This is a genomic window from Bacillus sp. REN3, assembly GCF_017912555.1.
Classification (GTDB): Bacteria; Bacillota; Bacilli; order Bacillales; family Cytobacillaceae; genus Mesobacillus.
Genome location: NZ_JAERSD010000021.1, coordinates 61,271 through 74,861, shown reverse-complemented (window position 1 = coordinate 74,861; position 13,591 = coordinate 61,271). Strand labels below are relative to the sequence as shown.

18 protein-coding genes and 1 tRNA gene are annotated in these 13,591 nt (G+C 46.0%); 2 read left to right on the top strand and 17 right to left on the bottom strand.

The window, feature by feature from the left end; translation table 11 throughout:
* Together JJQ88_RS16675 and JJQ88_RS16670 are read right to left on the bottom strand one after the other, a co-directional pair.
* A tRNA-Asn gene (locus JJQ88_RS16675) sits at positions 1-72 on the bottom strand.
* Between the two features lie 131 nt (positions 73-203).
* Complete coding sequence (locus JJQ88_RS16670) at positions 204-677, bottom strand: SprT family protein (RefSeq protein ID WP_210367170.1); 474 nt, start codon at positions 675-677, stop codon at positions 204-206.
* A 101-nt stretch (positions 678-778) separates the two neighbouring features.
* On the opposite strand from JJQ88_RS16670, the gene cmpA reads away from it, so the two are divergent.
* Positions 779-892: a cortex morphogenetic protein CmpA gene (cmpA, locus tag JJQ88_RS16665; RefSeq protein WP_210367160.1), complete on the top strand. Its 114-nt coding sequence runs from the start codon at positions 779-781 to the stop codon at positions 890-892.
* A gap of 142 nt (positions 893-1,034) precedes the next feature.
* On the opposite strand, the gene JJQ88_RS16660 is transcribed toward cmpA, so the two are convergent.
* The 15 genes from JJQ88_RS16660 to acpS form a co-directional block, all read right to left on the bottom strand.
* Positions 1,035-3,197 (bottom strand): Tex family protein, encoded by a 2,163-nt coding sequence (locus JJQ88_RS16660; protein ID WP_210367169.1) that lies wholly within the window; start codon positions 3,195-3,197, stop codon positions 1,035-1,037.
* A 359-nt stretch (positions 3,198-3,556) separates the two neighbouring features.
* On the bottom strand, positions 3,557-4,153 hold the full coding sequence (locus JJQ88_RS16655) for a PP2C family serine/threonine-protein phosphatase (protein WP_210367159.1): 597 nt from the start codon (positions 4,151-4,153) through the stop codon (positions 3,557-3,559).
* Complete coding sequence (sigB, locus tag JJQ88_RS16650) at positions 4,150-4,944, bottom strand: RNA polymerase sigma factor SigB (RefSeq protein ID WP_210367158.1); 795 nt, start codon at positions 4,942-4,944, stop codon at positions 4,150-4,152. The genes JJQ88_RS16655 and sigB overlap by 4 nt, the downstream gene beginning before the upstream one ends.
* Positions 4,922-5,395, bottom strand: a complete 474-nt coding sequence (gene rsbW / locus JJQ88_RS16645) for an anti-sigma B factor RsbW (protein WP_210367157.1) — start codon at positions 5,393-5,395, stop codon at positions 4,922-4,924. Before rsbW ends, sigB begins: the two co-directional genes overlap by 23 nt.
* Entirely contained in the window at positions 5,392-5,724 is a 333-nt protein-coding gene (locus tag JJQ88_RS16640) for an anti-sigma factor antagonist (RefSeq protein ID WP_210367156.1), read from the bottom strand. The genes rsbW and JJQ88_RS16640 overlap by 4 nt, the downstream gene beginning before the upstream one ends.
* Positions 5,725-5,781: 57 nt before the next feature.
* Entirely contained in the window at positions 5,782-6,792 is a 1,011-nt protein-coding gene (locus JJQ88_RS16635) for a PP2C family protein-serine/threonine phosphatase (protein ID WP_210367155.1), read from the bottom strand.
* Positions 6,793-6,803: 11 nt separating this feature from the next.
* Entirely contained in the window at positions 6,804-7,205 is a 402-nt protein-coding gene (locus tag JJQ88_RS16630) for an anti-sigma regulatory factor (RefSeq protein ID WP_210367154.1), read from the bottom strand.
* 4 nt (positions 7,206-7,209) lie between these two features.
* On the bottom strand, positions 7,210-7,566 hold the full coding sequence (locus tag JJQ88_RS16625) for an STAS domain-containing protein (RefSeq protein WP_349237153.1): 357 nt from the start codon (positions 7,564-7,566) through the stop codon (positions 7,210-7,212).
* Entirely contained in the window at positions 7,563-8,396 is an 834-nt protein-coding gene (locus tag JJQ88_RS16620; protein WP_210367153.1) for an RsbT co-antagonist protein RsbRA, read from the bottom strand. Before JJQ88_RS16620 ends, JJQ88_RS16625 begins: the two co-directional genes overlap by 4 nt.
* 579 nt (positions 8,397-8,975) lie before the next feature.
* A complete protein-coding gene (gene ndoA / locus JJQ88_RS16615; RefSeq protein WP_041967053.1) occupies positions 8,976-9,326 on the bottom strand; it encodes a type II toxin-antitoxin system endoribonuclease NdoA in 351 nt (116 codons plus the stop codon).
* A gap of 4 nt (positions 9,327-9,330) precedes the next feature.
* Complete coding sequence (locus tag JJQ88_RS16610; RefSeq protein ID WP_031308192.1) at positions 9,331-9,612, bottom strand: CopG family ribbon-helix-helix protein; 282 nt, start codon at positions 9,610-9,612, stop codon at positions 9,331-9,333.
* A 202-nt stretch (positions 9,613-9,814) separates the two neighbouring features.
* The gene (alr, locus tag JJQ88_RS16605) at positions 9,815-10,972 is read right to left on the bottom strand and encodes an alanine racemase (protein ID WP_210367167.1); all 1,158 of its coding nucleotides are present in this window, start codon (positions 10,970-10,972) and stop codon (positions 9,815-9,817) included.
* Positions 10,973-11,198: 226 nt separating this feature from the next.
* Positions 11,199-12,212: a LolA family protein gene (locus tag JJQ88_RS16600; RefSeq protein WP_210367152.1), complete on the bottom strand. Its 1,014-nt coding sequence runs from the start codon at positions 12,210-12,212 to the stop codon at positions 11,199-11,201.
* Between the two features lie 81 nt (positions 12,213-12,293).
* On the bottom strand, positions 12,294-12,416 hold the full coding sequence (locus tag JJQ88_RS21585) for a hypothetical protein (protein WP_282597715.1): 123 nt from the start codon (positions 12,414-12,416) through the stop codon (positions 12,294-12,296).
* Positions 12,403-12,756: a holo-ACP synthase gene (acpS, locus tag JJQ88_RS16595; RefSeq protein WP_210367151.1), complete on the bottom strand. Its 354-nt coding sequence runs from the start codon at positions 12,754-12,756 to the stop codon at positions 12,403-12,405. The genes JJQ88_RS21585 and acpS overlap by 14 nt, the downstream gene beginning before the upstream one ends.
* A 103-nt stretch (positions 12,757-12,859) precedes the next feature.
* Between acpS and JJQ88_RS16590 the strand changes: the two genes are divergently transcribed.
* Positions 12,860-13,450: a rhomboid family intramembrane serine protease gene (locus JJQ88_RS16590; RefSeq protein ID WP_210367150.1), complete on the top strand. Its 591-nt coding sequence runs from the start codon at positions 12,860-12,862 to the stop codon at positions 13,448-13,450.
* The last annotated feature ends 141 nt before the right edge of the window (positions 13,451-13,591 follow it).

Genomic DNA, 13,591 nt, shown 5'->3' with positions numbered 1-13,591 from the left:
CTCCGCAGGTAGGATTCGAACCTACGACCGCTCGGTTAACAGCCGAGTGCTCTACCACTGAGCTACTGCGGAATAATCAACACTTTACATGCCATTGTCTTGTCGACTCTTACTATTATAAAAAGGTGCCTAGTAAAAGTCAAGAAGGTTTTTAAGAAGTTGTCCGAGTCATACACGGCTTCTTTAAAACCCCGCAAAGATGTTCATTCGATTGTAGTTTCCTTTATTTTCACAAGCTTCCCTCTGCATTTTCCGCAAACGTACCGGGTTGTATTGATCGATTTTTTTCTTTCGTAAATCAATTTGCAGGCGCTGCACTGATAAACGAGGATTTTTCGTTTTCTTTTCTTGTTTTTTTCCTCAGGAAGAATGGAACAGTATCGCGGAGCTCCCACTTCCTTTAAAAGTTCACGAAAATCTTTGTCTCGATGCTTGTACCCTTTCCCTCCCAAGTGAAGGTGGTAATGGCATAATTCATGCTTGATGATCCCGATCAGTTCCTGTTCACCCAATTGTTCAAAGTATTTCTTATTGATTTCTATATTGTGGCTTCGCAGCATATAGCGGCCGCCCGTTGTCCGGAGCCTGGGATTGAAAAAAGCTTTGTGCCGGAATGGCTTATTGAATTCTTCCCTGGAAAGTTTCACAACAAGATTGTGCAATTCCTGGTCTGTCATCCTCATACTTAAAACGCCTTCCTTTTTCCCGTTAACATGACAACCCATTATAGCATATATTAATGATACCTTTTCAGGCCATTCTTCAAGGAGGTATTATTATGCCCGTCTGGTTCCAGAATCAAATGAAAAGAGCCTTCTACGAAAAGAACCGTTACCAAATCAAGCTTTTGAACCAATGCTGGTTTTTCTATAGGAACAAACAAGGACTCTGAATAGAATCGGCTTTCATATATATGGTCGATTCATTCTCGTTCGCTCCAATTTAGCTGTATTACCTTGCGTTCTATTTTCAATCGCATAGGGGAAAGCTGTGCTCTAATAAAAGACTGCAGCCGGCAAGCTGCAGTCTTTCTATTATTCCTGTTTCAGCATGGTCAGGGCGATGCGGCCTTTCTTTTGGTCAACGCTGTCAACCCAGACGGTGACGACATCCCCTACTGATACGATATCAAGCGGATGCTTGACATATCGGTTGCTTAGCTTCGAGATGTGGACGAGGCCATCCTGTTTCACGCCAATGTCGACGAATGCGCCGAAGTCCACGACATTGCGGACTGTTCCTTGAAGCTCCATTCCCGCTTTTAAGTCCTCCATCTTCAGGACGTCTTTTTTTAGCAAAGGTGCCGGAAGTTCATCCCGCGGATCGCGTCCTGGCCTTACTAGCGCATCAATGATATCCTTCAGCGTCAGTTTGCCGATTCCGATTTGTCCCGCTGTCTTTTCGATGTCAATCTTCCCGAGCGCCACCCTTAACTCTTCGCTCCCCAGATCGCTTGTCTTGAAGCGAAGGCTGTCCAGCAGCTTCTTCACTTCCCCGTAACTCTCCGGATGGATGCCGGTCCGGTCGAGAGGCTCTTTGCCGTCGATTACACGCAGGAAGCCAATTGCCTGTTCATATGTTTTTGCGCCGAGGCGCGGGATTTTCTTCAGCTGTGTACGGCTAGTGAACTTCCCTTCTTCTTCCCGCTTCTTGACGATATTATTGGCGACTGTTTTTGACAGGCCGGATACGTACTGGAGCAGGGATGCAGAGGCGGTATTCACATTGACGCCAACCTGGTTGACCGCTGTTTCGACAACAAAGGTTAGTGACTCTGACAGCTTCTTCTGGCTGACATCATGCTGGTACTGGCCAACACCGACTGATTTTGGATCGATCTTCACAAGCTCGGCAAGCGGATCCTGAAGCCTTCTCGCGATTGAGACAGCGCTCCTTTCTTCCACCTGGAAATCCGGGAATTCCTCGCGGGCCAAGTCGGACGCTGAATAGACGCTCGCCCCCGCTTCGTTGACGATCAAGTAGAAAATCTCCTCATCCAGCTCCTTCAGGATATCCGAGACGAATAGCTCCGTTTCCCGTGAAGCAGTGCCATTTCCGATCGCCACCATCTCCACCTTGTAATCCTTAAGGATGTTGATGAGTTTCTTGCGGGCATCCGTGTTTTTTGAAGCTGAGGTGTGAGGGTAGATGACGCCTATGGACAAGACCTTCCCTGTTTCATCAACCACTGCCAGCTTGCAGCCTGTCCTGAATGCCGGGTCGACCCCGAGGACAATTTTTCCTTTTAACGGCGGCTGCAGCAAGAGCTTCCTGAGGTTTTCTGAAAAAATATGGATTGCCTGCTCCTCGCCCTTTTCTGTCAATTCATTCCTGATTTCGCGTTCGATCGCCGGCTGGATCAGGCGCTTATATGCATCCTCAATCGCCTCACCCACTGCAGCAGCTGCAATCGAGTCCCGGTTCTTGATCCATTTCCGTTGCAAATAGCTGATGATCGCTTCTGACTTCGGCTTGATCGAAACTCTTAATAAATCTTCTTTCTCGCCGCGGTTCAGTGCAAGGATCCGATGGGGAACGACTTTGTTCACAGGTTCGGAGTATTCATAATACATTTCATAAACATTCTTTTCATCCAGCTCTTCATTTTTCACGGCCGATTCAATGGATCCAGCCTTGAAGGTTTCCGCACGGATCCATTTCCTGCTCTCCGCATCGTCTGAAATCATTTCCGCAATGATATCCCTTGCCCCGGAGACCGCTTCCTTTTTGGTATCGACACCTTTTTCTTCAGATAAAAATTCTTCTGCCTTTGCATCAAGACTTCCTGTTGCGGGAAATTCAAGCATCCATAACGCAAATGGTTCCAGGCCCTTTTCCTTGGCAACTGTTGCCTTCGTTCTTCTTTTTTGCTTATATGGCCGATAAAGATCCTCGACTTCCTGAAGTTTTATTGCTTTTTCGATGTTTGTCCTGAGTTCATCAGAGAGTTTTCCCTGCTCCTCAATCAGCCTAATGACTTCTTCTTTTCTTTGTTTAAGGTTCTGTATGTATTGCCATCTTTCAACGATATCACGAATTTGGACTTCATCAAGCGCTCCGGTCATTTCCTTTCGGTAACGCGCTATGAATGGCACCGTATTTCCTTCGCTAATAAGCGATATAACGCTTTCTACTTGTTTGGCTGTCAATGATTGCTCTCTGGCAATGTTTTTAACGTACTGGTCCTGCTTTTCCATTGTTCGATTCAAGAGACAATCCTCCATATCCTTAAATTGGCAAGGGATGCCCTGCCTCTCATTACATTTTACCAAAACCGGCAGCATGTTTATAGGCATCATGCTGCACTGAATAAATCACTCTATTACAATTGAGCTTAGAAAAAGTTCTATGTTGGATTGATTTAAGCTCCAGGCGCAAGTTGTTTTCCGCCGGCTATCCATCGCTCTTCGTCGCTTGGCACGCCAGCGGGATCTCCCACGGCGGGACGTTTAATATGCTTCCATGAGTTAACCTGCATGAAGGAAGCTGGCAGCTTTTTCGATGAAACGCGCCTTTCACTTCAATCAACAATGAAAAATAAAAGGAAGCCTACTGCTTAAAGTAAGCTTCCTACTATAAAAGTTGCATCATCATTCGTATTTTTATAAATACTCTTGATCTCTTCGGCGATTGCCGCGATTGATCGGTATCCCTTCAGGAGTGATTTTGCACCATGAATATCAAATCCATCAGAGTAAATGAGAAACTTCGAACCAGGTTCGAACATGAACCTTTGGGTGTGGAATACCTGTGGCTTCCCGGATAGATAACCTGTCACGGGCAGCGGATAGGTCAGTTTGCCCTTTGGCGAATAGAGAAAGAAGCGGATGTTTCCTACACAGCTATAGACGAATTCTCTTGCCTCAAAATAAACCTTGAAAATCGAGACAGCTGCCCCTCTTTTCTGGACCAAAGTGTTGTTGCAGTACCTCATTAATGTATTCACGTCTTCGTGGTGATGTTCCTCGACCACATTAACTACAGCCGCAGAAGCCTCGTGGGCATATGGCCCGGATCCTAATCCATCAGCTAGCACACAGACAAAGTACTCATCGGTCGCAGTATAAAAATAGCTGTCGCCGCACTCCGATTTGCCTTCCTTGATTGTCTGGTAAGCATACAGTTCTATCTTGTCTTTCAACTGCTGGATCATGTAATATACTCCGAACTGCTGTTTTCCGCATGGATGGCTTCCTGGAGCTTCTTGATCGCTCTTCTTTGGAGCCTTGAAACATGCATTTGCGAAATCCCGAGTTTGTCTCCAGCTTCCTTCTGGCTGAGATTATCCAGGTAGGTGTATTGGATAATTAACTTTTCCCGTTCACTCAGGACATGGAGGACCTTTTCAAGCACCAATCTCTGGTTGATTTTTTCATAGCCTTCATCGATGTTCCCGACGATATCCAGGAGCGTAACCGTCCCGCCATCGGAATCTGCTTCGATAGAATGGTCAACCGACAGAGCCTGGTAGCTTTTGCCCATTTCCATCGCTTCCAGCACTTCTTCTTCCGAGACCTGAAGGGCTTCCGCAATTTCTTCCACCCTTGGCGATCGGTGAAGCTCCGTTGTCAAATCCTCTACTGTCGTCTTGATTTTCGGGCCTAATTCTTTGATCCGGCGCGGGACATGGACGCTCCATGTTTTATCGCGCAAGAACCTTTTGATTTCACCGATGATGGTCGGAACGGCAAATGCTTCAAAGCTTTTTCCGAACGTTTCGTCATATCGGCGAATCGCGCCTAAAAGACCGATCATTCCAACCTGGAAAATGTCTTCGTGGAATGAACGTCCCTTTGAATATTTCCTTGCAATGGTTTCAACTAGGTTCTGGTAATGAAGAACTAATTCATTTTGGGCGTCTGCATCTTCATGAAGCTGATAAGCTTTGATCAACTCATTGATTTCTTCTTTTGAGCGCTGCTTAGGTTGAGATTGTCTCTGCATCTCTCTCCACCTGCTCTCCTTCTCGGTACTTAGTCATAAAGACCGTGACACCCTCTTTATGATGGATGCGAACCTCATCCATCAACGTTTCGATCAGATACAGCCCCAAGCCTCCTTCACGAAGGAATTCCACTGAACTATTCTGATCATATGGCCCAAGGCCCTGGCGTGCTGAATGGAAATCAAAGCTTTGGCCATTGTCTGCGACCATCACTTCAAGACGGTTTTCATATAATCCGAATCCAATGATCACTTCGCCATTTTCGTTATTCTTATAAGCGTGCTGAACCGCATTTGTGCAGGCTTCACTCGTAGCGATCTTCAAATCTTCAATCTCATCATAAGAAAAACCCATGCGGCTTGCGATTCCGGAAAGTGTAAGGCGGATGACGCCAACAAATTCCGGCTTAGCCGGGATTTTCATCTCAATATAGTCGAATGACTGGCTCATTGCACTCCACCCTCTATCTGGCTGTTTATATCGATAATATCAGATAAGCCGGTGATCTCGAAAAGTCTTTGCAAACGATCGGACAAACCGATGATTTTGAACTCTCCATTATGCGCCCGGATATTCTTGAACACTCCTACAAACACTCCTAGCCCAGTACTATCCATATAATTGACCTCAGATAGGTCTACAACCATTTTCACGCCCTCTTTTTCAGACATAGGAAAAAGAGTTTCCCGGAGTTTTGGAGCTGTATATGCGTCAATCTCACCGTTAACCTTGACTGTTAACACGGATTCTGTTTCTTTTACATCTATTGTGATATTCATAATCGACCCACCCTTTACATTTCAATTGCCATTTAGATTTACCCGGTACGCATACAATTAAACATCTCTTTTCAAAATAATTAAGGTAAAATCGTCACGCAGTTGGAAGTGCTGAAGCTTTTCCAGTTCCCTAAAGATATTATTGACAATTTCCTGAGCGTCTAAGTGGATGTATTTGTTGATATAGCCGATTAATGTTTCCTTTTCGATGAACCCTTCATCCGTCCTGCATTCCGTGACCCCATCCGACATCAGGATCACCATGTCCCCTTGGTGGATTTTCTTTTCATACTGGGTGTACTTCGTCCGTTTTTCAACGCCAAGAAGCAGCCCGCGCGCTGAAAGCTCCGTGAATTCCTTCGTCACGGCATCGTAATAGAATCCTGGCTCATGCCCTGCAGAAGCATAATAAAAAACATTATTGGACGGATTGTACATCCCGTAGAACATCGTGATGAACATGCTTGGGTCGACGTTTTGCTCGACTACCCTGTTCAGGTTCTCAAGGATGCTGCTCGGGTCCAGCCGGTTCTCAGGCAAGCTGTCCATCGCATACTTGATCATGGACATGCACAGCGCGGCCGGGATGCCTTTCCCAATGACATCAGCAATCGCAACGCTTATATTGTTGTTTTCGTCCTGTACAAAGTGGAAATAATCTCCGTTCATATGCTTTGCTGGCACACTTATGGCGCCTATATCGATTCCAGGCACCGAAGGAATCTTGGTCCCAAGCAATGTTTGCTGGACATTAGCTGCGATTTCCATCTCCGATCGCAGCTCTTCCTGCTGATGCCTCAAACTTTGATGTTCACGGTAAGCAATCCCATATCCGATCATCACTTCAAGGAGAATGTCGAAGGAATGCATGATGTCTTCCGGAAGGTCCGGGTACATCTCAGTTAGCAGACTTTTATGAAGGCTGATGATTTCCTCAGGCGCAATTTTGTGCTCGATTGATTTGCGGCTGAATTTTTGGCCAGCATACAAAGCCTGCTCTGATTGCTCTTTTATATAATTGTCAAGAATATCCCGATACTTTGATTCCATCATTTCTCGGAAATCCATACTGTTTCCCCCTAACGGAGCCATTTAGTCGCTATTATCTTTGTCCCTTGCCCTGGAGATGTATCGATGTCGAATTCATCCATGAGTCTTTTTACCCCGGGAAGGCCGGCTCCAAGTCCTCCCGACGTTGAATAGCCATCTTCCATGACTTGGCGTACTTCTTTTATTCCAGGTCCATTATCGACCGCATTGATTCGCAATCCCGCTTTACCGCCGTCATACAGTTTATCAATGCAAATCTGTCCTTTTCCGGCGTACAAATAGATATTCCTTGCCAATTCACTGATGGCAGTCGTAATTCTAGCTTGGTCAACCGTACCGAAGCCAAGCTCTTTCGCAACATTCCGACCAAGCTGGCGGGCTGCTACGATGTCCCACTCGTTTATGATCGTAACGCAGGATTGGATGTCCATTCAGCTATTCCCCCAATTCCTGTTGTAATTTCTCCAAACCTTTTTCTAAGTCTAATGCAGTCAGGACATCATCCAGGCCAATCCCCAATTCAATTAATGTAATGGCGACTGCAGGCTGGATACCTGTTAGTACCACTATTGCCCCCATAAGCTTGGACATATTGATGACGTCCCCAAGCACTTTGGCGATGAAAGAGTCAATGAAATCAATCGAAGTTAAGTCAATGACTACACCGTTCGCGCTTGTTTCGTGTATTTTATGGAGCAGGTCCTCCTGGAATTGAAGAGCGGTATGGTCATCAAGTTCCCATTGGATGGAGACTAAAAGACAATCATCGAGTTTGAGGATAGGTATTCTCACTTCGATCCCTCCATTGCGACAATTTTTTTATTGGTCAATTCAAGGGCTGCTTCGATCCCTTTTTTCAAATTATTTTTCGTTGTGAACTGGTTCAAATCAATGCCTAGGTTGACGATTGTCTGCGCGATTTCCGGACGGATTCCCACAAGCATGCATTTCGCGCCAATCAGCCTGACGGCATCCGCTGCCTGGATAATATGGTGGGCAACCATCGTATCGACAACCGGCACTCCAGTAATGTCAATAAGCACAACCTCGGAACGATGCTTCACTGCACCTTTCAGCAGGTTTTCCATGATTTGCTTCGCCCTCTCCGTGTCAATGGTCCCGACCAACGGCATGACCGTAATCCCATCAAATACTGGAATCAGCGGGGCAGAAAGTTCCTGGAGCGCAATTTTTTGCAGGGAAACCGTGCGCTCCCATGTTGAAGAATAGACGCTTACAATTTCATTGTTCATCGGCGTCGACCAGCGGTCAAATTCATAAATGAGATCCATCTGGTTCTCAGGCGTGACGACCCCTTCCTTCTGCATGCCTTTGAACACGATTAAATTGAAGGTATGGAGGCCTTTAGTCACGAATGTCAGCGGCCATCCAAGACGGACAACTTTCTCTGCAAAATCCGTCAGCCTTGAGTTGTATTCTTCGTTCGAATCTTTCATATTGGAAATGATCAAATCGATGAACTCCTTGCTTGTCGCATTGAACACCTGATTCGAGACAAGCCTCACAACGCGGTCATCAGCCTCTTCCTTCGTCGTATCTATCCACTCATCCAGGATTTCCGATTTATGCTCCTGAATATAATTCGAAATCAAATGATTCATTCCTTCCATACCCCCAATTTTATCACACAAAAATTTGATTTTACCCATTTTCAGCTGAATGTAAACCAAACTTAAAACTGTAAAAAAAGCTTCATCCATCCAACTTCCAATATCTCCATTTCAAGTTCATATATCTCCATTTAATGATAACAGTTTTCGTTCGTCAAATGATACTACTTCTCCGCAATCGTTTACATTTTTTTGATAATTCTAATTATATCATCCAAGCATCGGAAGTTTTTTCATGCAAATGTCCGAGTCCCGCCTCTTCAGGACCCATGCTTCTTTTATGGAACCGGAGCGGAACATGCGGATATCCATAAATTCCTTCCATTATTTTCAATGGTATAGGGTCTGTTTTCCTAGGGCTGCCGAAAACACCAAAGTCCAATTCCTGAAGAACTGGAGAAGATTTAGCTGCTCACGCCGATTGGCTGATGGGGGGCTAAAAAAAAGACAAGCCATAGGCTTGCCATTACAGAACACATCCGTTTGATTTTATTGGTTATGTATAAGGCCTGGCTGCCAGGCCCCATGCTTGCAGTTACAAAAAAACGCCCTTCCAAAGAGCGTGCTTGATTAAAATTCGATAAGACCTAAACTTACCTGAAGGGCTTCATCCACTTTTTCCATCATTTCGTCATCGAGATGGGTAATTTTATCGGTTAGACGCTGTTTGTCTATCGTGCGGATTTGTTCCAATAAGATAACCGAATCTCGTTCAAAACCGTACCGCTTCGCATCAATTTCCACATGTGTCGGAAGCTTCGCTTTCTGGATTTGAGCTGTGATCGCTGCGATAATGACTGTGGGACTAAACCGATTCCCGATGTCGTTTTGGATGACCAGGACAGGGCGCACACCGCCTTGTTCTGACCCAACAACTGGGGATAGGTCTGCAAAATAGACGTCACCACGTTTGACAATCAAGGGATTATCCTCCGCTGACTAAACGTTCGACTGTGTGTTCTGCCTCGTATTCTGCTTGGAAAGCTTCAGAAGCAATGGTTAGATTGATTTTGGCCATTTCCATATAGCCTCGTCTCATGGATTCACGAATTTGTCTCTTTTTCTTCTCACGCAAAAACATTTTTGTAGCCTGATAAATAAATTCGCTGCGGTTTACGTTTTCCTGTTTAACAAATCCATCTAATTCACTTAAAAGATGCTGCGGTAATTTTACCAAAATCTCAGTTGTTGCGCTGGATTCAGACACAAACATACACCTCCACCATCATCACTACATACCTTTATTCAGTTCCTTATCTCTCTACCATTTCTAATCTTATCATTATTTATGCCATGTGCAAATAAAAATCGGGAATTCTTCTGTATTATCAGCCAAAAAAATAAAGTTTTATGCAAGCTTTTAGCCAATTTGAACAAGATTGTCAATTTTTGGTCAAATGACTCCTGCTCTATAACAGCGAATTGTTCAAATCGATGATTTTGCCTTCCTGTTTATAAATACGCGGTACGCGTGAAGATATGATGCAAGGAATTTCATAATTTATCGTTTCAAGCCGAGCCGCGATTTCATTGATAGAAATCGACTCTTTTCCCTGGCTGCCAATCAGTGTCGCAACCGTGCCGACAGGGATTTCATATGGCAGCTTCACCATGCACTGGTCCATGCAGATGCGGCCGATGATCGGCGATCTGTTTCCGTCCACCAGGATTTCCTGCCCTTGAAGCCTCCGGATCCAGCCATCCGCATACCCAATCGGGAGGGTCCCGACCCACACATCTTCCGGAGCTTCATACGTTGCGCCATAGCTGACTTTCTCGCCTTTTTTCACCCGTTTCACATGAACGATTTTCGCGTGGAGTGTGAATGCTTCACGAAGGCCAACCGGAAGTTCTGGTTCGATTTCCAGTGACGGCGTCAGTCCGTACATGGCAATTCCTACCCTGACTGCATTGAATTGGGCTTCGGGATAACGGAGCGCAGCCGCGCTATTGCTGCTGTGCACACATGGAGGCAATTGTTCCAGAGCGCCAAGCATCTCCTTGAAACATATCAGCTGCTCCTTGAAATAAGTGTCATCGAGCTCGTCGGCTGTGGCGAAATGGGTATAGATGCCATGGAATTCCATTCTCGGCTCTTCATTTATAAGTTTCTCAATCGCCCTTAAGTCTTCTTTGGTCCGGACGCCGATCCGCCCCATGCCGGTATCCACTTTGACATGGAGGGTAATCCGCGATTCTTCATTCAATACTTCCCGCGCTTTTGCAAGCCACTCCTCCTGGAAAACGGTAAGGATGATTTCTTCCTCGGCGGCAATGTTGATATCCTCTGGCCTGCTGGCTCCAAGCACCAGGATTGGCGCTTCAACTCCTTTTTTCCTTAACGCAAGCGCTTCATCAAGAAAAGCGACCGCAAGCATCGTTGCTCCTGCAGATAGTGCTGCTTCTGCGGTCTGGACATCTCCATGCCCATAGGCGTTCGCCTTGACGACCGCAATGATGTCTACCTCTTCTGTTAAATGTCCTTTAATTGCGGACACATTTGACCGGATGCAGTCGAGGTCAACCTCAACCCAGGTATCACGGTAAAAGAAACCTTGTTCCTCCATCAAAAAAACACACTTCCTTCAATCCGAACAAACTATTTTATTTTTTCATTATCAAACCCTAAACTGCTTATGTCAAATGGATAATATCTACTTTTTTGGGCAATCTGCAGCTTTTTCCCTGGTAATGTAAAGAAGGCTGCTCCCTTCCTTATTGATACTTCGCCTCTGAGGCAGCCGCCGGCTTAACGCAAAAAAACAGGCCCGAGAGCCTGCTTTTGGTTCAATCTCATTTTTCCATATCGGCCTGTACGGATTTCGCGACCATGATCAATTCTTCCGGCGAAAGATCTGTTGATGCAAGCATGTAGTCGACGCCAAGATGGGTCCAGCTGATGGAGGTGTCGTTCATCGCCCCGACTGTGAAACCAAGGTCTACAGGCTGGCCTGTCATGTTGATGGCTGAGGAGATCGTTGGCATCACGTCCGCTTTTTCCTGGGTGAGCGTATATGATTTTTCGCCATCATATGTCAGGACCACACGCTTACCATTCTCCGTAGCCACTTCTTTTTCATCCTGTAATGTGACGCCCGGGATTTCCGCAACCGGGTACTTCACGGTGAACTCCTCGTCCTCTGCTTCAGCCATGACTGGTACTTCCAGCTGCGCGCCTGTCATGTTCTTCTTCATGTCGAAGGCATCCTTGTCAAAGCTGGCATCGAATTTCACCTCGGAAAACTCAACGGTCACAAGAGAATTCCGGTCAGGGTCCATCACCTTGACACTGACAGGCGACAGATTCTTTTTGCTCAGTTTGATTTCCTGGATCGGAAGCATCTTATTGTTCTGGTACCTTGTCTTTGTTTCGAAAACATAGTGTTCTTTTGTAGCCGAGAATTTCGCTTGTTTATCCTCGAGGATATCTGTGATTAAAGATTCGTATAGGTAAGCCTGGCTGCTATTTTTCGGCCAGTCGCTCTGGAAGCGGAAGCTTTTGTTGAGCGCAGGTGTCAAAACAAAAACTCCTTCTTCGTTGCGGAGGATCATCTGGCTCTGGTCCTTTTGGGCATTCTTCAGATTGACACGGTAATAAGATGGATCCTTATGCCAGATTTCCACTTCATATACTTGCGGCTCCGTACCCATTTGCAAGGTCATCTTTGCCTTAGCTTTATAGCTCTTCAGCTCATCAAGTGTACCATCCAACTCTTTAACCACAGATTCCTGTGATTTCGCACCGCAGGCAGCCAGAGCAAAAATAACCATGAGCCCGGCGAGAAGCATCAACAACCTTTTCTTCATTCTTCCAACCCCTTTTAGTCTCATTTAAACGTGTAAAGGGAAAGAAAGGACAGGAATAAGACCCTGGCTGCATATTGCTCCCTACTTGGTTTCCGCAGCCCTGTTCCCGCCGCCTAGCCTTGTCTCCCCTACTGCATTATGAATATATGAGACAACCAGGGCGAATATGCCCCCGGGATTGCCAGGCTGTTCAAATTTTTTCAATGACAACCTGCGCGATGGCATAATGCTCGCTGTGGGAAATCGATAGATGCACACCCTCTGCGAAAGGCAGTGTCACAAGCGGCCGTCCATGCGGATCCGTTTCGATTTCGATATCGAGGAAGGACAACTCTTTTCCGATGCCCGAACCCCGCGCTTTTGAAAAAGCTTCCTTGGCAGCAAACCGACCAGCAAGAAATTCGATCCTTCTTGCCTCATTGTAGCCTTGATAGGCCGCTCTTTCCTTTTCAGTCAGCACCCGGTCCACGAACTTCGGCTGGGATTCGGCCAGCTTCCTGATCCGGTTGATTTCTACAATATCGATCCCGGTTCCTGTTATCATTTTGCCCACTTCCTTCTAAAAAGTTTTTTTCAGCATAGAAAATAATGTACAACCACTGCGGAATAAGGCTATCCTTTAACTATAACCACCCAGGAGGTTTCCCATGTTTACAAGAACTGAAAGCTTTCGTGATTTCACAAGGCTTTATCCGGTCGTTACAATCATCATCGCCATCCATATCCTATTATACCTGGCAACGACACTGCCAGTCTTTCCTAACAGGTTCCTGTTCGAACTGCTTTCCGGTGTCAATCTGTTCATCGCTGAAGGGGAATATTGGCGGCTGGCGACACCGCTTTTCGTTCATGCCGGGTTTGCGCACATGCTGTTCAACAGCTTCTCGCTCATCCTGTTTGGGCCGGCACTGGAACAACTGTTGGGAAAAGCGAAATTCATATTATTATATTTAACGTCTGGCATTGCCGCAAACATCGCCACCCTTGCCTTAGAACCGCTTACATATGTCCATGTCGGCTCAAGCGGGGCGATTTTCGGCTTGTTCGGCTTCTATATCGCCATCATCACCTTTAAAAAAGCGATGCTTTCGAGGGAAAATTCCCAGACGATCCTGACGATTGCCGTGATCGGTGTCGTGATGACCTTCGCACAGCCAAACATCAATATCACAGCCCATATCTTCGGTTTGATTGCTGGATTCCTGATCGGAGCCGCCTCTTTTTCCAAAAAAAAATAAAAGCGCCTGCTGGCGCTTTTTTCGTTTTTCCAGATGGCTTCGTGATGTACATCCGCTAGCGGTCTATTCATCGTGGCATTCCGGCGATCATAGTTTCAAGGAAGCCCATCTTCCTCATTGGATCCTTCTGTTTTTCCCTTG